21 protein-coding genes are annotated in these 22,939 nt (G+C 65.4%); 10 read left to right on the top strand and 11 right to left on the bottom strand.

Annotated features, from left to right (window positions below):
* Positions 1–8: 8 nt before the first annotated feature.
* Positions 9–1,094, top strand: coding sequence for a PEP/pyruvate-binding domain-containing protein (locus AC1DIM_RS15140; RefSeq protein ID WP_477711319.1), 1,086 nt, complete (start codon positions 9–11; stop codon positions 1,092–1,094).
* 200 nt (positions 1,095–1,294) lie between these two features.
* On the opposite strand, the gene AC1DIM_RS15135 is transcribed toward AC1DIM_RS15140, so the two are convergent.
* Positions 1,295–2,140 (bottom strand): fumarylacetoacetate hydrolase family protein, encoded by an 846-nt coding sequence (locus AC1DIM_RS15135; RefSeq protein WP_477711318.1) that lies wholly within the window; start codon positions 2,138–2,140, stop codon positions 1,295–1,297.
* A 420-nt stretch (positions 2,141–2,560) separates the two neighbouring features.
* Between AC1DIM_RS15135 and AC1DIM_RS15130 the strand changes: the two genes are divergently transcribed.
* The 7 genes from AC1DIM_RS15130 to AC1DIM_RS15100 all read left to right on the top strand — a co-directional run bounded on the left by AC1DIM_RS15130 (position 2,561) and on the right by AC1DIM_RS15100 (position 9,962).
* Positions 2,561–3,478, top strand: a complete 918-nt coding sequence (locus AC1DIM_RS15130; protein ID WP_477711317.1) for an ABC transporter substrate-binding protein — start codon at positions 2,561–2,563, stop codon at positions 3,476–3,478.
* A 10-nt stretch (positions 3,479–3,488) separates the two neighbouring features.
* Complete coding sequence (locus tag AC1DIM_RS15125) at positions 3,489–4,460, top strand: amino acid ABC transporter permease (RefSeq protein WP_477711316.1); 972 nt, start codon at positions 3,489–3,491, stop codon at positions 4,458–4,460.
* Positions 4,457–5,254, top strand: coding sequence for an amino acid ABC transporter ATP-binding protein (locus AC1DIM_RS15120; protein WP_477711315.1), 798 nt, complete (start codon positions 4,457–4,459; stop codon positions 5,252–5,254). The genes AC1DIM_RS15125 and AC1DIM_RS15120 overlap by 4 nt, the downstream gene beginning before the upstream one ends.
* Positions 5,247–6,425 (top strand): NAD(P)/FAD-dependent oxidoreductase, encoded by a 1,179-nt coding sequence (locus AC1DIM_RS15115; RefSeq protein WP_477711314.1) that lies wholly within the window; start codon positions 5,247–5,249, stop codon positions 6,423–6,425. The genes AC1DIM_RS15120 and AC1DIM_RS15115 overlap by 8 nt, the downstream gene beginning before the upstream one ends.
* 60 nt (positions 6,426–6,485) lie before the next feature.
* Positions 6,486–7,637 (top strand): NAD/NADP octopine/nopaline dehydrogenase family protein, encoded by a 1,152-nt coding sequence (locus AC1DIM_RS15110; RefSeq protein WP_477711313.1) that lies wholly within the window; start codon positions 6,486–6,488, stop codon positions 7,635–7,637.
* Positions 7,638–7,763: 126 nt separating this feature from the next.
* The gene (locus AC1DIM_RS15105) at positions 7,764–8,681 is read left to right on the top strand and encodes an ABC transporter substrate-binding protein (RefSeq protein WP_477711312.1); all 918 of its coding nucleotides are present in this window, start codon (positions 7,764–7,766) and stop codon (positions 8,679–8,681) included.
* Between the two features lie 72 nt (positions 8,682–8,753).
* Positions 8,754–9,962 carry an alpha-hydroxy acid oxidase gene (locus AC1DIM_RS15100; protein ID WP_477711311.1) on the top strand — a complete coding sequence of 403 codons (1,209 nt, stop codon included), beginning with the start codon at positions 8,754–8,756 and terminating at the stop codon, positions 9,960–9,962.
* A gap of 159 nt (positions 9,963–10,121) precedes the next feature.
* Here AC1DIM_RS15100 and AC1DIM_RS15095 read toward each other — a convergent pair whose 3' ends face one another.
* The 9 genes from AC1DIM_RS15095 to AC1DIM_RS15055 form a co-directional block, all read right to left on the bottom strand.
* The gene (locus tag AC1DIM_RS15095) at positions 10,122–10,886 is read right to left on the bottom strand and encodes a GntR family transcriptional regulator (RefSeq protein WP_477711310.1); all 765 of its coding nucleotides are present in this window, start codon (positions 10,884–10,886) and stop codon (positions 10,122–10,124) included.
* 527 nt (positions 10,887–11,413) lie between these two features.
* Positions 11,414–11,548, bottom strand: coding sequence for a hypothetical protein (locus AC1DIM_RS15090; protein ID WP_477711309.1), 135 nt, complete (start codon positions 11,546–11,548; stop codon positions 11,414–11,416).
* Positions 11,548–12,921, bottom strand: a complete 1,374-nt coding sequence (locus AC1DIM_RS15085) for an NtaA/DmoA family FMN-dependent monooxygenase (RefSeq protein WP_477711308.1) — start codon at positions 12,919–12,921, stop codon at positions 11,548–11,550. Before AC1DIM_RS15085 ends, AC1DIM_RS15090 begins: the two co-directional genes overlap by 1 nt.
* 9 nt (positions 12,922–12,930) lie before the next feature.
* Positions 12,931–14,034 (bottom strand): LLM class flavin-dependent oxidoreductase, encoded by a 1,104-nt coding sequence (locus AC1DIM_RS15080; RefSeq protein WP_477711307.1) that lies wholly within the window; start codon positions 14,032–14,034, stop codon positions 12,931–12,933.
* Positions 14,031–14,861: a DUF1684 domain-containing protein gene (locus AC1DIM_RS15075; RefSeq protein WP_477711306.1), complete on the bottom strand. Its 831-nt coding sequence runs from the start codon at positions 14,859–14,861 to the stop codon at positions 14,031–14,033. Before AC1DIM_RS15075 ends, AC1DIM_RS15080 begins: the two co-directional genes overlap by 4 nt.
* Positions 14,845–15,978, bottom strand: coding sequence for an LLM class flavin-dependent oxidoreductase (locus tag AC1DIM_RS15070; RefSeq protein ID WP_477711305.1), 1,134 nt, complete (start codon positions 15,976–15,978; stop codon positions 14,845–14,847). Before AC1DIM_RS15070 ends, AC1DIM_RS15075 begins: the two co-directional genes overlap by 17 nt.
* Complete coding sequence (locus AC1DIM_RS15065) at positions 15,975–17,063, bottom strand: transporter substrate-binding domain-containing protein (RefSeq protein ID WP_477711304.1); 1,089 nt, start codon at positions 17,061–17,063, stop codon at positions 15,975–15,977. The genes AC1DIM_RS15070 and AC1DIM_RS15065 overlap by 4 nt, the downstream gene beginning before the upstream one ends.
* Before the next feature lie 10 nt (positions 17,064–17,073).
* A complete protein-coding gene (locus tag AC1DIM_RS15060; protein ID WP_477711303.1) occupies positions 17,074–17,931 on the bottom strand; it encodes an amino acid ABC transporter ATP-binding protein in 858 nt (285 codons plus the stop codon).
* On the bottom strand, positions 17,928–19,076 hold the full coding sequence (locus tag AC1DIM_RS15055; protein ID WP_477711302.1) for an amino acid ABC transporter permease: 1,149 nt from the start codon (positions 19,074–19,076) through the stop codon (positions 17,928–17,930). Before AC1DIM_RS15055 ends, AC1DIM_RS15060 begins: the two co-directional genes overlap by 4 nt.
* 336 nt (positions 19,077–19,412) lie before the next feature.
* Here AC1DIM_RS15055 and AC1DIM_RS15050 point away from each other — a divergent pair, with 336 nt between their 5' ends.
* Together AC1DIM_RS15050 and AC1DIM_RS15045 are read left to right on the top strand one after the other, a co-directional pair.
* Complete coding sequence (locus AC1DIM_RS15050; RefSeq protein ID WP_477711301.1) at positions 19,413–21,440, top strand: FAD/NAD(P)-binding protein; 2,028 nt, start codon at positions 19,413–19,415, stop codon at positions 21,438–21,440.
* A 123-nt stretch (positions 21,441–21,563) separates the two neighbouring features.
* On the top strand, positions 21,564–22,040 hold the full coding sequence (locus AC1DIM_RS15045) for a GNAT family N-acetyltransferase (RefSeq protein ID WP_477711336.1): 477 nt from the start codon (positions 21,564–21,566) through the stop codon (positions 22,038–22,040).
* Here AC1DIM_RS15045 and AC1DIM_RS15040 read toward each other — a convergent pair.
* Positions 22,026–22,724: a maleylpyruvate isomerase family mycothiol-dependent enzyme gene (locus tag AC1DIM_RS15040; RefSeq protein ID WP_477711300.1), complete on the bottom strand. Its 699-nt coding sequence runs from the start codon at positions 22,722–22,724 to the stop codon at positions 22,026–22,028. The genes AC1DIM_RS15045 and AC1DIM_RS15040 overlap by 15 nt on opposite strands.
* Positions 22,725–22,939: the final 215 nt, after the last annotated feature.

Here is a 22,939-nt window from a genome sequence, read left to right as displayed (position 1 = left end):
GATTGACCGTGTACATCCGAGAATTCAACGACCCCGGCTGCCAGGACGTCCGGGAAGTCGGCGGCAAGGCCGCCGGCCTGGCCCAGATGACCGCCGAGGGACTGCCCGTTGCACCCGGCTTCGCCGTGACCGCCGCGGCCTACCGCGCCTACCTCGAGGCGGACGGCCTGAAGGAGTACACCCGCAGCCTGTTGGAGGGGCTGGGCACCGGCCGTGACCAGGCAGCGTTCGACGACGCCGGGCAGCGGATCGGCCAACGGTTCACCGAGGTGCCGATCCCGGCAGCAGTGGCGGACGCAGTGCGTGCGGCCTACGCGAAGCTGTGCACCGAAACCGGTGTGGAGAACATCGCTGTGGCCGTGCGCTCCAGCGCAACGGCGGAAGATTCCGTGGGCGCCAGCTTCGCCGGTGAGTTCGAAACCTGGGTGGACATCGTGGGGGCGGACGAGGTCCTGAAGTACGTGCATGAGTGCTATGTCAGCGTCTTTGCCGGCCGGGTCCTGTCCTACCTTGCCGAGAAGGACATCGATCCGCACGCCATCGAAATGGCCGTGGTGATCCAGAAGACCGTCCGTGCCCGGGCCGCAGGCGTCATGTTCACCATCAGCCCCACCAGCGGAGACCGGTCCAAAATTGTGCTCGAAGCCAGCTGGGGACTGGGCCTGTCCGTGGTCGGCGGCGAGGTCACACCGGACCGCTTTGTGGTGGACAAGGTGGGCCTCGGCATCGCAGACCGGGTCGTGGGGAACAAGATCATCGAATACCGCCGCGGTGACGCACCGGTGGACGTTCCAGCAGACCGCCGGGACGTGCTGTGCCTGCAGGACGATGAGGTGGTGGCCCTGGCGACGCTAGGCAAGAAGCTCGAGCGGATCCACCGGTCACCCCAGGACATCGAGTTCGCCGTGGACGAAGAACTCCCCGAAGGAAGCAACCTGATACTCCTCCAGTGCCGGCCCGAAACCGTCTGGTCCAACGCCAACCGCAAGCCGGCATTCGACGCCACGGCGGGCATGATGTCCTGGATTACCGGGAGCATCTCCGGAGCAGCCACTCCCCCTGCGCACGCGCACGGCGCCTCACACCAGCACTAGGGCTTCTCTTTACTCATTGAGAGACCGGTCCAGTCACAAAAGGTGACTGGACCGGTCTTTCCTATGCCTGATCCCTACGTGGGATCCGGGATAGGTGATACAGCGGGAGCTAAATGCAGCACCACGGAGAAATAACGACTACCGACGAAGTTATGTCAGCCCAGTTCATGGACCGCGTTCCGGTGATGGTGGGAGGCGCTCTATTTCGACGCCATGATGCTTGCATCGGCGACAGCGGCACGGTTTTTCAGGGTGCCCAGGCCCTCTATCGAAACCTGTACGAGCTGTCCATCGGTGAGAAAGCGCTGGGGGTCACGGGCGATGCCTACGCCACCGGGTGTGCCGGTGATAATCACGTCTCCCGGATGCAGGTCGATCATTGTGGAGATATAGGAGATCAGGAACTCGGGGCCGTGCACCAGGTCGTCGGTGGCGGCTTCCTGCATCAGCTCGCCGTCGATGACGGTTCGGATGGCCCCGCCCGGGGTCCACTCATCCGTGGTAACCAGGTAGGGGCCGAGCGGAGTCGAGTTCTGCCAGTTTTTCCCCTGCAACCATTCGCCAGTACGAAACTGCCAGGTACGCATTGAGACGTCATTACAGATTGCATAGCCCGCGATGTATTCAGCTGCCTCAGATTCTGCTATCCGGCGGCCCGGCTTGCCGATGATGACGGCAAGCTCGGCCTCCCAATCCACGGATGTGTCCTCCAGCGGCAACTCGATATCATCGTTAGCTCCGATTAGGGTATCGGTGAACTTTGAGAACAGCGTGGGATGTTCCGGGGGTGTGGATCCCATCTCAAGGATGTGACTCCGGTAGTTCATTCCAACGCACACGATCTTGCTCGGGTGCGTCACGACGGGCGCCAGATCTGCTGCTTCGCTCCGTACAGTCATGCCGGAAGCCTGCGCCGCGATGTCCTTCCAGTTGGGAGCGGCGAGGAGTTCACCCACATCGCGGTATCCCTCAATCAACATGTAGGTGTCCTCATCGAGACGCGCCGCTGCAGTATGTCCATTGAGACGAAGGGTTGCGAGCTTCACGGTGTTATGTCCTTTGGTTGGGGTCGCCGAGCCTGAGTAAGGCTGAGGGAGGTCGCTAATAAGTGTATACACTTCTGATTGATTTTTCATCACCAAGGCGCTTTGCGCTCTAACCGCCGTAGAGATTTGCCTTTCATATAGAGAATCACCGAGCGAGCGGTGTCTCGTTCTTGACACGACACCTATCGAAGTGTGTACAGTTATGATGATCGTCACCCGGTGCACTTGACTACGAGCACTTGTCGGTTTTCCGGTAGCAAACGCAAACAGAGGGAGATTCGCGACCGCCGGTGCGAGGAAGCACCGGTGGCCGGATCATTCCCTCGGGCACTCAAATCGAAAGGTCCCATCGTGGATCCAAACTCCCAAGCTTCAAAGACCCGGTGTACGGCCCACCCGCAAGACACAAGGAGAAGTGGCATGAAATCGTTCCGTCTTGGAATCACCCTCGCGGCGGGCGCGGCCCTGCTGGCAGGCATGTCGGCGTGCGCCAACCCCACCGCCGGTGGGGCAAACGCGGCGGCCAAGGACGTTGGTACTGCCGTCGCGATCGTCAAGGACGACAGTATTGCGGCGATGGTTCCCGAGGCGCTCCGTGCCAAAGGCAGCTTCACCGTGGCCGTCAACCCGGACATTGCCCCGGTGAAGTTCCTCGACAGTGACGGTAAGGTCGCCGGGCTGAACCCGGAGCTGCTGAAGGCTGCCGGCACCGTGATGGGTCTGGACGTCACGATGCAGCAGGCCACCTTTGACGCCTTGGTGCCGGGCCTGGAAGCCAAGCGCTTCGAGGTCATCGCCTCCATCGGGGACTTCAAGGAACGCCAAGGCAAGATCGACTTCATCGACTATCTAAAGACCGGTTCTGCACTTATCGTGGCAGCCGGCTACGAGAAAGATGCGTTGGAATTGAGCGAGCTCTGCGGCCTTAAACTCGGCTATGTCCGCGGCACCTTCCAGCAGGGCCAGATCGAAGGCGTAACCAAAGACTGCGCCGCTGGCGGCAAGGAGCCGGTGGAGGGCATCGGTTTCGGGGACGCCAACGCGGCCCTGCTGTCCGTGAAGAGCGGTCAGGCGGTTGGCTTCTGGGGTGATATCCAGTCCCTGCTCTACAACGCGAAGACCAACCCCGACGTCTACAAGGTGGTTTCCGACGAGGTCGCCGGCCCCTATGGCATCGGCGTCAACAAGGACGACGCCGAGTTCCGGGACGCCTTGCGTGCAGCGCTGCTCAGCCTGGTGGAGTCCGGCGCCTACGGCCAGATGCTCGAAAAGTGGGGGCAGCAGGATCTGGGCATGCCGGAGCTTCCGCTGAACACCGGCGCGAGCCTGAAGGGATAGGGGTGCACAGATGTCGCTGACAACGAACGGCACGCCGGTGCCAGTAAATAAACGCCGAGACTCGCCTGCCGACAGTACGGCCCTTGCGGCCCTGCCGATCCGGTCCCGGGTGAGCCCCAAACAGTGGATCTCCTACACCATCGCGGTCTACGCCGGTCTGGTCCTCATCCAGTTGTTCTTCTTCAACGAGAACTGGAAGTGGGACATTGTCGGGTCCTACCTGTTCAGCCAAATTGTGATCTCGGGCCTGCTCAACACCATCCAGCTGACCGTGTTGACCACGGTCTTCGGTCTCATCATCGGCGTCATCCTGGCATGGTGCCGCATGTCGAACCTCGTGGTCCTGCGGACCTTCGCCGTCCTTTACATCTGGGTCATGCGCGCCATGCCGCCACTGGTGATGCTCCTGCTCATCTACTTCGTCGCCGCCCTTGTCCCGACCTTCTCGATCGGCATCCCCTTCGGCCCAACATTCGCCAGCATCCCGGCGAACGCGGTGGTGTCCCAGTACAGTGCGGCCGTCATCGGCCTTTCGATCTATCTGGGAGCCTACTCCGCCGAGATCTTCCGCGGCGGCGTGCAGTCCCTGACGGCCGGGCAGTCGGAGGCGTGCACGGCCTTGGGCCTCACGCCAACGGCGGCGTATGTAAAGGTCCTGGGTCCGCAGGTAGTCCGCAACATCACCCCGTCCCTGGCCAACGAAGTCATCACCATCTTCAAGAACACCTCGCTGGTCTCGGTCATCGGCTACACCGAGCTGCTGACCACGGTGCAGAACGTCTACGCCGTCAGCTTTGAAACCATCCCGATGCTCACCGTCGCGGTGATCTGGTACCTGGTGCTGACCAGCCTGGCCATGGTGGGCCAGTCCCTGCTGGAACGGCGCTTTGGCCGCGGCTTCAACAGGCGAAAGGGATCCGTCCGCCCCGGGCCCACAACAATCACCCCCCCTGAAGTACCGGCCGTAAAGGACCTGTTATGACCACGTCAGCACAGCCCATCCTCGAACTCGTCAACGTCACGAAGAAGTTCGGCGATTTTTGCGCCCTCGACGGCGTGAGCTTCCAAGCCGCCAGCGGTTCGGTGACCTGTATCGTGGGGCCGTCCGGCTCAGGTAAGAGCACCATGCTCCGAACCATAAACATGCTGGAAAGCATCGACGGCGGTGCCATCTACTTCGAGGGCGGCATGATCGGACACTCGGTCCGCGGCCAGCACCGCACCCCCGTTTCCAAAGCGGTTGCCCGCAAGCAGCGGCTGAACTTCGGCATGGTCTTCCAGAACTTCAACCTGTTTCCGAACTACACGGCCCTGGAGAACGTGACGTTGGCACCGATGTCGGTGCGCGGACGGAGCAAAGCCGACGCCGTGAAGATCGGGGAAGAGACGCTTCGACGGGTCGGCCTGCTAGAGAAGCGGAACAACTACCCCAGTGAACTCTCCGGCGGACAGCAGCAACGCGTAGCCATCGCCCGGGCCCTGGCGATGGAACCCCGGGTCCTGCTCTTCGATGAGCCAACCAGCGCCTTGGACCCCGAACTTGTCGGGGAGGTGCTCACAGTCATGCGAGGTTTGGCGGAGCAGGGCTCCACCATGGTTATCGTCACCCACGAGATGGCCTTCGCCCAGGACGTCGCCGACGAGGTGGTCATGATGGACGCCGGCCGTATCATCGAACGCGGCGTACCACGCGAACTGATCCGCAACCCGCAGACCGAGCGCGCGAAGAAGTTCTTCTCCTCGGTGGCCCGTGAGAACGAGCGCTCCGATGCCTGAACAGAACACGGCCTCAAAGCAGTCTGTCCTGGTGGTGGGGGCCGGGGCGATCGGCTGCTCGCTCGCCAGTGAGCTCGCGCGCCGCGGACACCCCGTCACCGTCGTGGACAGCGGGGAACCAGGGACGGGAACGACGGCGGCCAGCTACGGCTGGGTAAATTCGAACAGCAAGGAACCCGCCGCCTACGCCGAACTCAACCTGCTCGGCCTGCGCTCCCACGAACGCTGGTCGGCCCGGCACACGCGGCCCTGGTTCCACCAGACCGGGAACCTGCAGATCGTGCACAACGAGGAACGCATGGCCGGCGTCGAACGGGAAGTCGCCCGCTACCAGGAAGCGGGATACCCTGCCCGGCTACTTACCGCGCAGGAAGTGGCTGAACATGAACCGGGCCTCAACCAGGACGACGTTGTCGGGGGAGCCTACTTCCCGGACGAGGGCTGGGCGGACATGACACTGATGTGCTCGGTCCTGATGGACGATGCTCTCTCCCACGGCGCCAAGTTCCTCCCGTACCACCGGGTTACCCAGTTGACCGACTCCGAGGTCGTACTCCACGGACCTGACGGTGCCACACAACGGCTCGCCCCGGATGTCACCGTTCTCAGCGCAGGGAACGGGATCCGCCCGCTGGTGAAGGGACTGGGACTGAACTTCCCGACCCTGCCGACCGCCGCCGACAGCCAGCAGGGGGACGTCCCAGGTGACCACCCGACCGTAGGCATGGTATGCACAACAGGGCCGGCGGCCGGCCTGCCACGGCACATGGTCCAGACCGACGACGTGTCACTGCGGCCCAGCCCCAATGGCGGAGTCATGATCACCGACCATCCGACGGCGAGCCGTTGGGATTCCAGCGGCGCCGGCCTCTGGGCCGCACCGGTGGACCTCCTGCGCCGTGCCCGCCTGTTATGCCCGGCCCTCAACGGGGCGGATATCGCAGCGGTGAACGTCGGCCACCGGATCCTGCCCGAGGACGGGGTCACGATCGCCGACTGGTTGAATCCGGACCGCCGTTACTACGCCATTGCCACGCACAGCGGCATCACCCTGGCACCGCACCTGGCCGAAACGGTCGCCCAGGAAATCGCGACCGGTGAACGCCACGCCTCGCTGGCCACCTTCGGAATGGACCGCTTCAGCCACCTAAAGACCACGGCGGATTCATAGGACCGAACCTCCCGCCGCACGAACAAAACGAACAACAGGAACTCCGAAAGGCATTGAAACATGGAACAGACACAGGCACGCACCATCACCGTCATCGGCGCAGGGAGCAGCGGGCAAGCCGTCGCGGCTTTCCTCTCGCTCGCCGGTTACACCATCAAGCTCTGGAACCGTAACGACGCGACCGAAGTGGAACGCTGGCTGACCCCGATCAGCGAACGCGGCGGCATCGAGGTTAGGGGCAAGATCGAGGGCTTCGCGCCGATCCACCTCGTGACCACCGACCTCGCCAGTGCCGTCGAGGACTCCTCGGCGGTCCTTGTCAACACCACCACGGATGCTTACCCGGCCATCGCCCGGCAGCTGGGATCTCTCCTGTCCGAGGACCAGCCGGTCATCCTCATGGCCGCCGGTACCCTCGGGTCGATTGAGTTCCTGCAGGGCGCGACCGCCGGCGGCTTTACCGGAAACCTGCTCATCGGCGAAACACCGGGCACCATCTTCGGCAGCCGCGCCAACGCCCCCGCCGTCGTCGACATCGCCGGCCAGAAAAAGAACGTCAAGCTCTCCACCCTCCCGCGCGGGCGTGAGGCCGAGCTGGCCGCACTCATCCCCGAATTCGACCTCGCGGTGGGCGGCGACGTTCTCAGTTCCGGCTTCAACAACACCGGCGCAGCCCTGCACGTCGTCCCGATGGTCCTCAACGCAGGCCGGATCGAGTCAGGGGAGAACTTCCTCTACTACCAGGAGGGCGTCACGCCCGCCGTGGCCGCCGCCGTTGAACAGATCGACGACGAACGCCTCGCCGTTGCCGCCGCCTTCGGCTACGAACCCACCTCGCTGCACGACTACCTCGTCAACGCTCTCGGCGCGCCGGCCGGCAACCTCAACGACACGATCCACGGCGTCGCGATGTACGCGTCCATGCCCGCACCGGATACCCTGGACCACCGCTTCCTGTGGGAGGACGCCTTGGCCGCCGTCGTCCCGCTGCTGGCCCTCGCGGAAATCGCGGGGGTCCCGGTGCCCATGCACCAAGCAATGATCACCGCCGCCAGCACCTTGCTTAACCGCAACCTCGTCGCCGAAGGCCGCACCACCGCCAACCTCAGCCTCGGCGGCTACACCGCCGAGGACATGAAAAACCTCGTGAACGATGCCTCCGCCCTTCATGGCTGGAAGCAGCGCACCGCTTCGGTGGCCGCGGGCGTTTAGGCACCAGCGGGTGCCAGCTGGCCGGCGTGCGCCTGATCGCCGCGTCGACCAGTTAGCCGCGCACCAACCCCAGGAACACGCCACAGGTAGTGAACCTTCCACAGGCAGTAGAGAAAGAGAAGTGGCATGAAAACGTTCCGACTCGGAATGACCCTGGCGCTGGGCGCCGGCCTGCTGGCCGGTATGACAGCCTGCGCCAATCCAACGGCCGCGGGATCCAATGCGCCGGCAAGCCAGTCCGGCCCCGCCCTCAAAATGGTCAAGGACGACAAGATCGCAGGCATGGTCCCGGCGGACATCCGCCGGAAGGGCAGCTTCACGGTCTCCATCAACCCAGACGTCGCACCGCTCAAATTCGTGAACCCTGACGGGGAACTGGCGGGGCTGGTGCCGGACCTGCTGAAAGCGGCCGCAGCCGTGATGGACCTGAAGATCGACCTGCAGAAGGGCACGTTCGACGCCATGATCCCCGGAATCGAAGGGAAGAGGTTCGAGGTCATCGGCTCCATCAATGACTTCAAGGAGCGCCAGGGATCAATCGACTTTATTGACTACCTGAAGACCGGCACCGCGATCCTAGCCTCCACCGGCTTCAACAAGGACAACCTCACTCCTGCCGACCTCTGCGGGCTCCGCGTCGGCTTCGGCCGCGGTACCGTCCAGCAGGGACTGCTTGAGAAAGCCTCCGGGGACTGTGTCGTCGCCGGCAAGGAGAAGATCGCCACTTCGGCGTACGGGGACGGCGGTGCCGCCCTGCTATCGGTCAAGAGCGGCCAGGCCGACGCGTTCTGGGGCGACGCCCAGTCCATGCTGTACAACGCCAAGACCAGCCCCGAACTGTACAAGGTGGTCTATAAGGACGTCGCCGGTCCGTACGGCATTGGCCTCAACAAGGACAACACCGAATTTCGCGACGCGCTTCGCGCGGCCTTGCTGAGCCTTGTCGAGGACGGCACCTACAACCAGCTGGTGGAGGCATGGGGACAGCAGGAATACGCGATGCCGGAGCTGCCGCTGAACACCGGCCCCCTGCTGGGGAAATAGAAAAAGCCGTGACCGTGCCGCAGAGACTAACCGCCCCGGTCCTGTCCAACCAGTGACGACAAGGAGTATTAAATGAGCCTCAAACTGGCCGTCAATGTCGAAGATTTCCGCCGCATCGCCCGGCGGCGCCTGCCAAAGCTCGTGTTCGACTTCATGGACGGTGGGGTCCTCGACGAGTACACGCGGAACGCCAACGAGCGCGATTTCAGGAGCATCGAGCTTCGCCCGAAGTCACTTGCCCACCTAAAGGATTTTGATCCGGGCACCACCGCTTTGGGGACTACGTTGAAGTTCCCGCTGATGATCTCGCCCATGGGTACCCTGACCATGTTCCATCCCAAGGCGGACGTCGCCGTCGCCCGCGAGGTAATGAAGATGGGCAGCATCTTCATGCACAGCTACGTCTCGGGCATCACCCTCGAAGACACCGCTCAAGTAATCGCTCCGGACCGGCTGTGGGCGCAGACCACCTTGCGCTCCGCGGAGGAGAACGAGGCCTATCTAAAGCGGGTATCCAACTTGGGCATCAGGACGCTGATCATTGGCGCTGAGACCGTGGCCTCGGACAAGCGCGAACGCGACCTGCACAACGGGCTCGCCTCCATGCCGCCCCGTCCGCCCCTGAAGGGACTCATCGACTTCGCACTCCACCCCGGATGGGTCCTGCGGTGGCTCACCGGTCCTGCTTGCACTTTCGCCGACCATCAGATCGACGGGCGTCCGGTCAAGATGAGCGAGATGTACGGGTTCATGGGCCAGTACGGGCGGCCTGCCTGGGACGGGGTTCAGCGGCTTCGCGATTCCTGGGACGGCAACTTGGTGCTTAAAGGCATCGCCACTCCGGAAGACGCGTTGCTTGCCGCTGAGCTTGGAGCCGACGCCATCCTGGTGTCCAACCTTGGAGGCCGGCACTTCGACGGCCAGGCATCGACGATCAGTGTTCTTCCGGACATTGTGCAGGCGGTCCGCGGCATCGGCAGCACCATGGAGATATACATCGACAGCGGCGTGCGTCGGGGTAGTGACGTCGTCCGCGCGCTGGCTTTGGGGGCCAATGCCGCGTCGGTAGGCCGGCCCGTAGGGTACGCCCTCGCAGCCTACGGGCAGCAAGGGGTCGGGAAGGTCTTACAAACGCTCCAGGACGAGTTCGTCGCAGCGATGAAGTCGGTGGGCGCTTCCACCGCTGACGAGATTGACCGCTCCGTGCTGGCACGGAAATCGACTGCATGGTCCGACTCCAGCCACGAGTGGCCGGCACCGGCGGTGCCCGTCAGCGTCTAACCGGCTCACAGAGCCTCCGGCCTAACAACACAGTGGCCGTTCACCGACACTGGTGAACGGCCACTGTGCCGTGTGCCACGAGAGTGGGCGCGGCACCCAGCGACACACCGGGGCCGCTCCGCGCAGTGAACGCGGTGCCGTCACCGTGGATGGGTGCTCCTACGACGTGCGTCGCGTCTTGCCGGACTTCTTGCCGATAGCCATGCCGAGTGCCTCCTGGATGGCGTGCCCTCGGACCTCGACGGAGACGTCGTTCAGAACTGTCAGCGCGGTGTGGGCTAGATGACCCGCCATAAGGGCTCCGGTCAGGGCTGAGTCTGTTCCCTGCACGGCTTCGAGGATCGCCTCGTGTTCGTTCTTCGCATGCGCGTGGTCTTGGGGATGCCATAGCCAATACAGGCGGATGTAGCGTTCGCTGCGTTCAGCGTATGACTGGATGACCCGGAGCATGGGCTGGCCGGCCCTCGCCATACACAAGTCGTGAAAACGGCGGTGGGCCGTCATCCACGCTGTCTGGTTATCGGAGGCCAGATGGGTACGCATGTCATCGAGGCACTGGCGGGCTTCATCGATCTCCTGCTGTTCAAGCCGCCCGGTGCTGATACGGGCCCCGAGCGATTCCAAGGCGATGCGGGTGCTGTAGAGCTGGTCCAACTCTTCGCCGTCCATACCGCGCACCACTGCTCGTTGGTTCGGATCGGCCTGGATCAGGTCCTCCTCCTGCAGCATGCGGAATGCTTCTCGCATGGGTGTCCGGCTAACCCCAAAATGCCGCGCCAGTTCCGCCTGCTTCAAAACAGTACCGGGAGCCAAAGTGCTGTCGATAATCAAATTGCGCAAATGAGTATGCACTTCTAAACTCGTGCGGCGAGGGTCGGTCAACTGAGGAACGGGTAGATCATCTAGGGATCTCAGTTGGTGCATGGAATTGGCCTTCGTTCATCAACACGACTGTGACATGGGCATGTTACAGTCAACATGGTCAGCTTCTAGAGTGTCTACACTTTAGCGAATAGCTTGTGGGACCTCAAGCGATCTTCCACAAGTCCGGCTCGGTAGGACTGTTGGCTTACATCCCGATGCGGCCCACCAGACAATGTCGGTACCAGAAGTAACGGAGAATGACCTGGCGGCGTCAACGTTGACTGACTGCCAGTACCTAAGGCAGCGGCCGGCGAGGTTAGGCGCCATCGTTGCCGTCTGTGCAAGTTCGCTGAAGCCCTTGCACAACATCGTCTTTCAGACCACAACAGGCTGAACTACACCCCAACCTGACGTCAGGTCCTGGCCCCAACAGCGTCAGGATGGAGTCCAATGCGTGCATTCCGAACATCTCGCTCTGACGGTCATAGATGTCACACTGACATGTGCGGGTTGGAGGACTCGAGTACGTGCGGACAGCGAGTCGGATCAGAACGAGTAACGCCAACCCGGCGGCCACGCCAGAAACCCTACAGGCGCTGCTCCCACACCGCCAGCTGCAGCATGACGGTACCGCGGCTCCCGGCACCATCAGCGGAAGGGTCGACGACGGCGCTCTCCTCGCCGCCATCGTCGACCCTTCCCCCGAAACCCGCCACATGCATCAGGCGCGGACCGTCTCCGCGGCCTCATCCGCGGTACGAACCGGTGTCTCCAGCCCCAGGTTTTCCCGCAGCGTCGTTCCCGCGTACTCCGTCGGATAGACGCCCCGTTCCTGCAGCTCAGGCACCAGGTGGTTCACGATGTCGTCCAGACCCGTGGGAATCAGCCACGGCGAGATGTTGAAGCCGTCCACGGCGCCCACCCGTGCAAATTCAGCCAGCTGGTCGGCCACCGCGGAGTAGGAACCCGTGAAGGTCGCATCAATGCGGGCCGTCTTCGAGGTGACGAACTGCCGGATGGAAAGGCCTTTGTCCTTGGCCTCCGCCCGCCACTGGTCCGCCAGCTGCCGCGCCTTGGCACCGTGGAAGCCGCTGCCGCGGGTCTCGGAGGTCTCCTCCACCACGGGATCGATCTCCGGGAGCGGCCCGTCGGGGTCGTATTCGGAGAGCTCGCGGCCCCAGAACTGCTCCAGGTAGGCCACGGCCTGCTGCGGGCCGATCTGCAGGCTGCGCACCCACTCCTTCTTTGCGGCAGCTTCCTCGGCGGTGGGCGCGAGGATGAATTCGCTGGCCGGCATGATCTGCACGGCGTTGGCGCCGCGACCGGCGGCAAGCGAGCGGGCCACGAGGTCCTTGCGGAACTCGACGGCGGCCTCAAACTTGGGGTGGGCCGAGAAGATGACGTCCGCCTGGCGGGCGGCGAAGTCGCGCCCTTCCGGGGAGTCGCCGGCCTGGAAAAGCACCGGCCGGTACTGCGCGCTTCGCGGCAGTACCGGGGTTACATCCACCGTGTAGTGCTGGCCCTCGTGGAGCACCCGCCGGGCGGGACCGGACGGCGTTTCCCAGGAATCCCAGATGCGCTTGGCCGTCTGGACGAACGCCTCGGCGTGCCTGTAACGGTCGGCGTGGTCCAGGTATCCGCCCCGGCGGAAGTTCGCGCCGGTCCAGGCGTTGTCCGTGGTCACGATGTTCCAAGCGGCACGGCCGCCGGAGATCAGGTCAAGCGAGGCGAGCCTGTGCGCCAGGTCCGCGGGGTCGTTGTACGTGGTGTTCTGGGTGGCCACCAGCCCGATGTTTTTGGTCACCGACGCCAGGGCGGCGAGCATGGTCTGCGCGTCAGGCCTGCCGACCACATCCAGCGCGTGCGGCCTGCCCAGGTGCTCCCGCAGGCGGAGTCCCTCGCCCAGGAAGAACGCCGCGAACAGCCCGCGCTCGGCGGTCTGGACAATGCGGCGGAACGATTCGAAGTCGGTCTGGGAGCCCGATTCGGCAGCCTTCCAGATGGTGCCGGAGTTGACCCCCTGGAAGAAGATGCCGAACTGGATCTTCCCAGTAGGCGTGAAAACTGCGGATTTAGCACTGCTGTGCTGTGTCATGGTTTTCCCTTACTTTCCGGCGCCGACGGCGGCGGATGTGTAGCGGCTGGCCGGACGGGTCAGCCTCAGCAGGTCACGGAAGGTGCCGTCCTGCACCGGCGCCCGAAGGACGCCCCGGCGCCTCAGCTCCGGGAGGACCAGGCGTGAAAGCTCGTCCAGCTCCAGGGCGAGCGACGCCGGGTGAAGACGGACGCCGTCGGCCTCCGTCAACAGCAGCGCAAGGAGGCCCGTGAGCCCGGCAGCAGTGCCGGTGTATCGCGCGCGGCCGCTTCCGGCGCCGGCCGCCCGCTCAGCCGCACCCTGCCCGCGCGAGTCCAGGACGACGTCGAGCTCGGCGATGACCGCCACGGCGGCACCGACCCGGGCCCGGACGTCACGGACCTCTGCGGCGAGCAGTTCGGGCGTGGGTGCGGTGACCAGGACAGCGTCCACTGCATCTGCCGCAACCTGCCCCGCGCCCACTACGGAGGCCGCGGCCAGCACGGGCAGCTGCCCCTGCAGCGGCCTCGGGATGATGGACGAGCCCTTGACCGAGTAGGCCGGACCGGCAAAATCGGCCGGGGTCTCGAAGTCCGCGTAGTGCAGCTTGTCCACGTCGATGTACCGGCCCGTGGCGACGTCGCGGATCACGGCGTCGTCCTCCCACGAGTCCCACAGCCGGCGGGACACCTCGATGGAGGCTGCGGCTTCCTGCGCCAGCGCACCGCCAGTCACAGCCGAGCGTCCGACGGCGGCGGCTGCCTCGGGTGATTCCGCTGCGGTGGCGATCCATCCGGCACGGCCGCCGGAGACATAGTCGAGGCTGGCGAGCTGGGTGGAGACGTGGAACGGCTCGGTGTACACGGTGTCCACTTCGGGAACCAGCGCGATGGTCCGGGTCAGCGGCCCGGCGTAGGCGGCACGCTGCAGGGCGTTGGCCCGGCCCGGAACCGGCGCGTCCGCGAAAGTGGCCACGTGGAACCCTGCGGATTCAGCGGCCAGCACGGCCTCGGCGAGGCTGCCGAACCCGGTATGACTGCCAAAGCCGGTACCGCCCCAGCCCGCACCGTCCAGTTCGATGGCCAGGAAACCGGCTCTGCCCGCCTTCGCGGTGCGGTGTTTTGGAGTGCTCACTTCTGGTCCTGACGTTCGTAGGGAATCTTTTCCCCTGCTTCGATGGGCACCGGCAGCCGGTTTTCGGCGGGCGGCAGCGGGCAGGTGGCCAGGTCGGTGTAGGCGCAGGGCAGGTTCACGGCGCGGTTGAAGTCCAGGTGCACGGCGCCGTCCGCTGCCGGAACCACCGAGAGTGAACGGTTCGCCTCGTAGGTGGTTTTGCCGGAGGTCTGGTCCGTGAACAGCACCGACAGCGAGCCCGGGGCGTGGCCGTTGAACGCGGTCAGCGCCAGCTCCTGGCCGGCCAGCTTGAACCGGATCTCACCCGGCGCCTGGTACACGTGCTGGATGCCTTCGACGGCGGCGCCCACCGTGGTTGAGCGCGGCACCTCAAACGGCACGTACGTTCCGGCCACGGCGAAGACGGCATTCGGCGTATAGGCGGGTGTGCCCTGGTACTCCTGCAGCAGCGGGTTGCCGGGGTTCCGCGGCCGGACGATGTACTCGCCGCCGCGCTTGGCCACCTCGATGACCGTCTCACCTGCCACCAGATTGATGCCGCCGCGCTCTTCAATGGGGCCGAACTCGAGGGTTCCCCCTGCGGTGTTCAGTTCCTGCCCGTCCCGCTGCAGGCTCTCACCCGGTTCCAGGACAACGCGGACGACGTCGTTCTCCGCACTCCAGGTGCCGGGGGCACCTTCCAGCGGGGTAGCTTCCGCGCCCAGCCAGTGCAGGTGGGTCACCGCGAGGAAGCCGTGCGGGTGGGCGCGGTTGCGTTCGTGGGCGGCGTGCCAGTCCTGCCAGTCGGCGTCGAAGGACTCAAGGGCGGTCTCAGTGGACGAGGGCATGTGTACTCCTGCTGGTCGGGTGGGCGGTCGAGTCGGCGGTCGGGCGGGCGGACTCCGGGCGGCTGCCGTACGGGTCTTCGGCCTCCCACAGCGTGGTGGGCGCTGCGGCCCGGACGGCGGGGATGACCTCGAGTGCGAACCGTTCCAGGATGTCCAGCTGCTGTTCGAACGGCAGCGTGGTGGGCAGCGAAATGGACTGCAGATCGTGGCCGTACAGCGAGTGGTAGCTGAGGATCTTGTCGATCACCTGTTCCGGGCTGCCCACCAGCGCCGGCCCCTCGGCCACCGCGTGCTGGATGTCGCGGAACGGCGAGTTGTTACCCGGGACGTTGCGGTTCGCGGTGAGCGCCTCGTAGACCGGGCCGTACTGGCGGATGGCTTCCTGGGTGGTGTCCGCGATGAACACTCCCCCGGCACCGCTGCCCGACCCGAGGTACTGCTGCTTCGGATCGTGGCCGTGGCGTTCGTATTCTTGCCGGTAATGGTCAATCAACACCTGGTAGTTTTCCCGCGGCTGGATGGCGTTGGCCGTAAAGAGCGGGTCGCCCCATTGGGCAGCAAGCGAAGCCGACGTCAGCGTTGTAGCAGACCCGTGCCAAATCCGGAGCGGGCCGGCGAAGGGCCGTGGAGTGGTGGTGGTCGGCGGCGCACGGAACCGGCCGGACCAGGTGACCTCTTCCTCGCGCCAGAGCCGCCGTAATAGCTCGTACTTTTCCGCCAGCAGGTCCCACTGGTCAGCAAGGTCCAGACCGAAAAGCGGGTACTGCAGGACTTCATTGCCCTTGCCGATCACCAGTTCCAGCCGCCCACGGCTCAGCTGGTCGATGGTGGCGTAATCCTCCGCCACCCGCACCGGGTCCAGGACGGAAAGCACCGTCACGCCGCTCTGCAGCCGGATCCGGTCCGTGACTGCCGCGATGGCGGCCAGGACGGTGGTGGGCGAGGAAGAGATGAACTCGCCGGCGTGCCGCTCCCCTACCGAGAAGCTGTCAAAGCCAAGTTCCTCGGCCCGGCGCGCGGTCTCCACCACCTGATTGAGCCGGTCCGCCGTGGAGACGATTTCGCCCGTCAGCGGGTTCTTCAGGTGCGGGATGATGTCCAGGATTTGGAACTTCATTTTGCCGCTCCGGCCTGGGTGGAACTGGTCGGGGCGGCTCCGGCCGGGGTGGCACTGGTCGGGGTGGCGCTGGCCTGGGCGGCCGCGAAGCTTTCCGCGGTGACCGTCTTGGATTCCGGCAGGGCTTCCTCAGAGAGGCCCCAGCGTTCCAGGACCTCGGCGTACGACCCGTCCTGGATGGCGGAGTTGAGGGCTTCCGTGAGGACGGGAGCAAGGCCGTTGCCACGGAGGGTGGTGGCGGCCACGAGGGTCTCGGACGGCCAGCCGGCGTTGACCTTGCCCACCACTTTCAGGTCATCCCGGGTGTTTTCCCGGTACGCGGTGGACGGATACGGGGCGATGTTGAGATCGGTCCGGCCGGAGGAGAGCGCCAGGATGGTGTCGGCGTCGGTGGAGTAGTACTGCAGGACGGCGGGGGCCTTACCCTTGTCCTCCAACTCCTTGTTCCAGGCCAGCAGGATCTTCTCCTGGTTGGTGCCCGAACCCACGGAGACCTTCAGGCCCGATATGTCGTCAGCGCCCTTGATGTTGTAGGTGGCCGACTTCTTGGCTTCGAAGCCCATGAACGCCGCCCGGTAGGTGGCGAAATCGAACAATTTCACGCGGTCCTTGTTGACGCCCACGTTGGAGAACACGGCCTCAAAGTCGCCGGACTGCGTCTTCAGCGGCCAGTTCTCCCAGGAGGTGACCTGGACATCAAGTTCCAGCCCCAGCTTGTCCGCCACGAGCTGGGCGAGGTCAAGTTCCACACCGATCGGCGTCTTGTCATCCGTGGCGTGGAAGGTCAGCGGGATGGATCCTGCCGTGGTGGCCACGGTCAGCTTGCCGTCCTTGCCAATCAGCTCAGGGACCTTGGCGGCGAGCGCCGCGTCCTTCTCCGCCCGGATGCGCTGCTGGTCAGGGGCGGTGTTGTAGACCACGCCGTTGCGTGCCGCCGTCGCGGATGCGCCGCCGGACGCTGAGGCGGAAGCGCCAGGATCTGAGCACCCGGCGAGTGCGGCCGTTCCGAGAAGTACGACGGCGGGGAGTACCGCCAGCGAGCGCACGCGGACTGGGGTGCGGTGAGGACGAGTGAAAAATGCCATGATGGATCCTTTAGATGTTGAAAGCCGGTTCAAGCACTTTGGAGAAGAAGCTCCGGGTGCGGGGTTCCTGCGGGTTGGCGAAAATCTGTTCCGGGCTGCCCTGTTCCACAATCTGGCCCTCGTCCATGAACACCACCGTGTCCGCGACGTCGCGGGCGAAGCCCATCTCATGCGTGACGATGATCAGCGTGGTGCCGGACTTCGCCAGTTCGCGGATGACGTCCAGCACCTCGTTGACCAGCTCGGGGTCGAGGGCAGAGGTGGGCTCGTCGAACAGCAGGATCTTGGGGTTCAGGGCAAGGGCGCGGGCTATGGCCACGCGCTGCTGCTGCCCGCCGGACAGCTGGCGGGGGTAGGCGCCCGCACGGTCCTTCAGGCCCACCCGGTCCAGGAGTTCGAGTCCGCGCTTCCGGGATTCCTCCTTGGAGCGGCCCTGGGCCACCACCGGCGCCTCGGCCACGTTTTCCAGGGCGGTGAGGTGCGGGAAGAGGTTGAAGTTCTGGAACACCATGCCGATTTCGGTGCGCTGCTTCAGGATGTCCTTCTCGCGGAGCTCGTGCAGCCGCCGTCCCCGGACCTCGTATCCGACGAGTGTGCCGTCGATGGCGATGTGGCCGCCGTCGACTTTTTCCAGGTGGTTGATGGTGCGCAGCAGGGTGGATTTGCCCGAGCCGGACGGGCCCACAATCACGGCCACTCCGCCCGGTTCAACAGTGAGGGTGATGCCCTTCAGGACTTCGGTGGCGCCGAACGACTTGCGGACCTTGGTGATCTCCACGAGTCCACGGGTGGGTGCTGCGGCTTCAGTGCGGACGCCAGCATCGGTGGCAGTTTGGGTGGCGGTCTGGGCGGCAGTGGCGGCGCTCATCGCAGCCTCCTTGCTCGGTTGGGGGCCACGGCGTGGGTGGCGAAGAATTTGCGGGCCTTCTGCAGCGGCGTCAGCGGCAACGTCCGCACGGCGCCCTTGGAGTAGTGCCGTTCGATGTAGTACTGGAACACGCTGAGCACGGACGTGATCACCACGTACCAGAGGGTGGCCACCAGGAGCAGCGGCAGGACCTGCTGCGTGCGGTTGTAGATGACCTGCACGGTGTAGAACAGCTCCGAATATGCCAGCACGTACACAATGGACGTGCCCTTGACCAGGCCGATGATCTCATTGAAGGCCGTGGGCAGGATGGCCCGCATGGCCTGCGGCAGGACAATCCGCGTGGACCTGCGCCACGCCGGGATGCCCAGTGCGGCTGCCGCCTCGAGCTGCCCCTGGTCCACGGACAGGATCCCGCCGCGGATGATCTCCGCCGAGTACGCGGCCTGGTTCAGGGTCAGCCCCAGCACTGCTGCCGCAAACTGGCTGATCAGTGTGGTGGTCTGCACTTCGAAGAAGCGGACGTCCGTGAAAGGGATGCCGAGGCTGATCTTCTCGTAGAGGTACCCCAGGTTGTACCAGAGCAGCATCTGGACCAGGAGCGGCGTGGAACGGAAGATCCAGGAGAAGGTCCACGAGACGGAGACCAGCAGCGGTGAGGCGGACAGCCGCATCAGCGCCAGGATGAACCCCAGGACGAACCCGAGGATCCCGGAAATGGCCGTGAGCTTCAGCGTCTCCAAAAGCCCGTTGACCACGGACTGGGCGGTGAACCACTGCGCCACCACCCCCCATTCCCACCGCGGGTTGGTGGCCAGCGACCACGCGACCGCGGCTACGCCGAGTGCCACTGCCGCCGTTCCCACCCAGCGCCAGGGATGCTTGGAGCCAACTAAGGGGTAGCCGGAGTAGTCGGTGGCCGGGCCGCGGGGGGCCGGGTTGGTGGTTCCCTCGGTGGTGGTCCTCGTACTTCTGCCGGACGGGCCGGAAATTCCCGCCGCGGTGGACGCCGGTCCTGGAGCCGGCAGTGCCTGTGCCGACTCTGCTTCCGCCTGAACCGACCCTACCGATCCTGACCTTGCTGATCCGGACCCTGCTGATCCGGACCCTGCCGGTCGAGTCTCGTTGCTGACTGCTGAACTCATGCGCCACCTCGTTTCATCTGTTGGATTGGGGCACCCCGGCGCTGGTGTGCCGGGACCGTGATGCGGGGCAAAACCTCGCGTTCTGGCTGCCAATCTAGGGCCGCCCGGAAAGGGGCAGCAAGGCGCCAGGTTGCATTGCTTCACGCGGCTTAGCGCAGCGTCATGAGTCGGTTCTTTGCGCCGCTTGACGTGCTGTGACGCGGAGTTAACGGGCGTGACCAGGCCCTCGACCGCCGTCGTGCGGGCTGCCTAGCATGGGCACTCAGCCGCCGTCCCGTCAGCAGGCTGCCCGAGCCGCCAGCCCACGCCCGAACCATCCCCCGATGAGGAGCCCCCATGCCAGCGCACGTACCTTCCGTGGTGTTCATCGGCGGCGGTCCGCGGACGGCAGGGGTGCTGGAACGCCTTGCCGCCAACCGGGATGCGCTGTTCCCGGGCGCGCTGGATATCCATGTGGTGGAACCCTATGAGCCAGGCTCCGGCCGGATCTGGCGTTACGACCAGCACCCCGGCCTGATGCTCAACTCTGCAGCCGCAGACGTCACCATGTTCACCGACGCCTCCGTGGCCTGCAGCGGGCCGGCCGTCGACGGCCCGGGCCTCGCCGAGTGGGCCGCGGGTGTGCTGGACGGGTCCATCACGGACGTCCCCGATTTTCCGCTGGCCCTCCGCGGGCAGCTGCAGTCCCTGACCGGGGCGACCTTCCCCACACGGCAGCTGCAGAGCCAGTACCTTGAGTGGTTCTTCCGCCGCGCCGTAGCCAAACTCGGCGGCAGCGTCACGGTCCACCGCACCACTGCCATCGCGGTGGAGCCTGCAAACGTCGCGGCTGCCGCGGTCCCTACCAATCCGGCGTACGACGCCGGCAAGCACCTCGTGCAGCTGGCCAACGGCGGGACGCTGGCCGCCGACGTCGTCATCACCGCGCTTGGCCACACGGACTCGCGGCCGGACGCCGCGTCCGCTGCCTGGTCCGGCTTCGCCGCCCGCCACGGCGGATTCCATGCGGCACCCAGCTACACCACGGACGTCGACTATTCAGCCGTTGCCCCCGGCCAGGACGTGATTGTTGCCGGGATGGGGCTGGCGTTCGTGGACCTGCTGGTGCTGCTGATGGAAGGGCGCGGCGGCCGGTTCGAAGAAACCCCCGACGGCGGCCTGCGGTACCGGGCATCCGGCAGGGAACCGCGGCTCTGGGCGGGATCGCGGCGCGGTGTGCCCTACCACTCCAAGATTTCCGCTTCCCTGCGCGGCGAGGCTCCCGGCGGGCTGCGCTTCTTTACTGCCGAAGCCGTGGGTGCCCTGCTGGAACGCCACATCGAGCTGGATTTCCAGGCGCACTTGTGGCCGCTCATCGCTAAGGAAGCCGGGTATGGCTATTACCGGGAGCTGTTCACCGGCAGCCCGGACCGGGTCAGCACCGGCTGGGCGGAATTTTCCGCCCGCTTCGCCGGGCTGGACTGGTACAGCGCGGCGCGGGAGGAGCTCGTCGCCTCGGCGGTCGCCGACCCTGCCCAACGCCTCGACCTCGAAGCCCTGGACCGGCCGTTTGCCGGCGAATCGTTCGGGGGCTTGGCCGATATCCAGGCGGCCGTGGCTCGCTACATCGAACACGATCTCGAACTTCGCGACAGTCCGGACCACCCCGAGACGATGGCCCTCTTTATTGCACTCCTGAAGGTGTACATGGATCTTGGCCGGCTGGTCCCGGCCGAACGCCTCAACGCCGGTTCCCAGCAGACCGTCCACGGCTGGTGGCACGGATTCTTCAGCTTCGTGGACTCCGGGCCGCCCCCGCGCCGGCTGCGCGAGATGCTGGCCCTGCACCGGGCAGGGCTGCTGCGTTTCCTGGGCCCGGGCCTGGGCGTCACGGCGGACGAGTCCACCGGGGAATTTGTGGCCGGCTCCGCACAGGCCGGCTTCAGCGTCCGGGCCAAGGCGTTCATTGAAGCGCGGCTGCCGGCAACGTCTGTGGCCCGTTCGCTCAACCCGCTGCTGGCATCGCTCCACACCTCGGGCCTGGGCAGCGAACAGCAGCTGCTCACCGCGGACGGCATCCATTCGACCGGGAAGCTGCTCGTCACGGACGGCCATCAACTCGTGGACGGGCAGGGCCGGGCACACGGCCGGCTCTTCGGCGTGGGCCCTGGGACGTCAGGCTGGGGTGCCGGGGCCTTTGCCAGGCCCCGCACCAACGCCGCCCCGTTCCGCGAAAACGACGCCCTGGCCAGGACTGTCCTGGAAGTGGCGGCGGAACTAGTTTCCTGCTCCGCGTCCGCGCACACAGCGTCCACCCACTCAACGTCCACCCACTCAACCGGGCAGGCCGCACCTGCCGGACCCGCCGCCGTCGTAAAGGCCTGAATGATGAACGTGACAACCAGCAATACCGTCAGTCCCGGGACGCTGAAGCCGGCGCTGCCCGACCCCGCGGCACTTAACCCAGTGGCCCCTCACCCCGCGGCACTGGCGGTCCTGCTCCTGCCCATGCACGATCCGCGGGTCCGTCCCCTCCTGGACGAGCTGGCCGTGGAGTACGACTCCCGCTACGGCGACCGCTTTGGCCGCGGTGCCGCGGCCGAGGAACTCAACCGCTACCCGGCGTCGGAGTTCGAGGGGCAAGGCGGGGCGCTGCTGGTAATCCAGGAGAACGGCGAGTCCGTGGCCGGCGGCGCCTTCCGCCGGTACAACGCGGACACGGCTGAGTTCAAACGGATCTGGACCCACTCGGGACACCGCCGCCGCGGGTTTGCGCGCCTGGTGCTGGCAGAGCTGGAGTCACTGGCCGCCCAACGGGGCTACCGGCGCGTCTATCTCACCACCGGTCCGCGCCAGCCCGAAGCCAAACACCTCTACCTCACCACGGGATACGAGCCACAGTTCGATCTGGACCAGGACCCCGAACTCATCGGGGCCCTCGCCTTCACCAAGAATCTGCCGGCGGCGGGCTCACCAGGCCGGTAGCGCCGGCACCGGGCCGTCAACATCGATGTGTTCGGCGTCCCCGCGCGCCAGCCACTGGAGCAGGCCCTCGCGGTCGGACACAACGCGCAGTCCGCCGTCGCCGATCACCCACTCATCACGCTCTTCGGTCACCAGCGTCATGCCGGGGGCGCCCTTGGCGCGGAGGGACCGCACCACGGCCTCGAGGGCGTTCAGCAGCGAATCGGGATCGGCCTCCTCGACGGTCCAGGCAGTGTCGAGGTCATGGTGATGCACCACCACCTCGGCAATCCGGAGCGCCACGATGGACGTGGCGGGGACCGCCTTGCCGCCGACCTGGACTTCGGTGGCCGCGAGTTCCCCGCTGAGCCGCTGTGCCTGTTCGGCAAAGTTCCGGGCGGACTCCCGCACTTTCCCAATGAGCTCCTGCCGCGGCAGGGCCGCCAAGGCGGCGATCTCCTGCGAGCGCGCCTCAGGCGAGGCGTACAGGGGACGTTCCTGGCCGGAGGTTGCCCAGTCGATGAGATTAACCAGGGCACGGCCGCTGGAGGCGACGTGGGCAATAACGTCGGCCCGGCTCCATCCCTCACACAGGGAGGGGACGGTCATCTCGTCATCGGCAAGGGACTCAACGGTGGCCAGGAACATGTCTGTTTCCCTGCCGAGGCGGGACAGGTCGGAGTGAAGGCGTGCAGGGTTGATCATTTGGCCAGCCTACCCACGGGCCAGTTTTCAAACCACCGTTCCGGCCCCGCAGTCCATATCCAGATCGTCTCGACTGAGACGGGCAGCACTGCCGAGTGCTTAACTACCAAAAGCTTCAGTTTGAGATCACCAGCATATGAATACCCCCCGGGCGGAAAGCCGGGCATTCCCCTCATATGTTGTGAATCACACCTCTGTCAGGCTGAAAGCACTCG

Source organism: Pseudarthrobacter sp. 01T43 (assembly GCF_056398665.1).
Note: the sequence above shows the minus strand (reverse complement) of the source record. Positions and strands in the feature narration are given on the sequence as shown.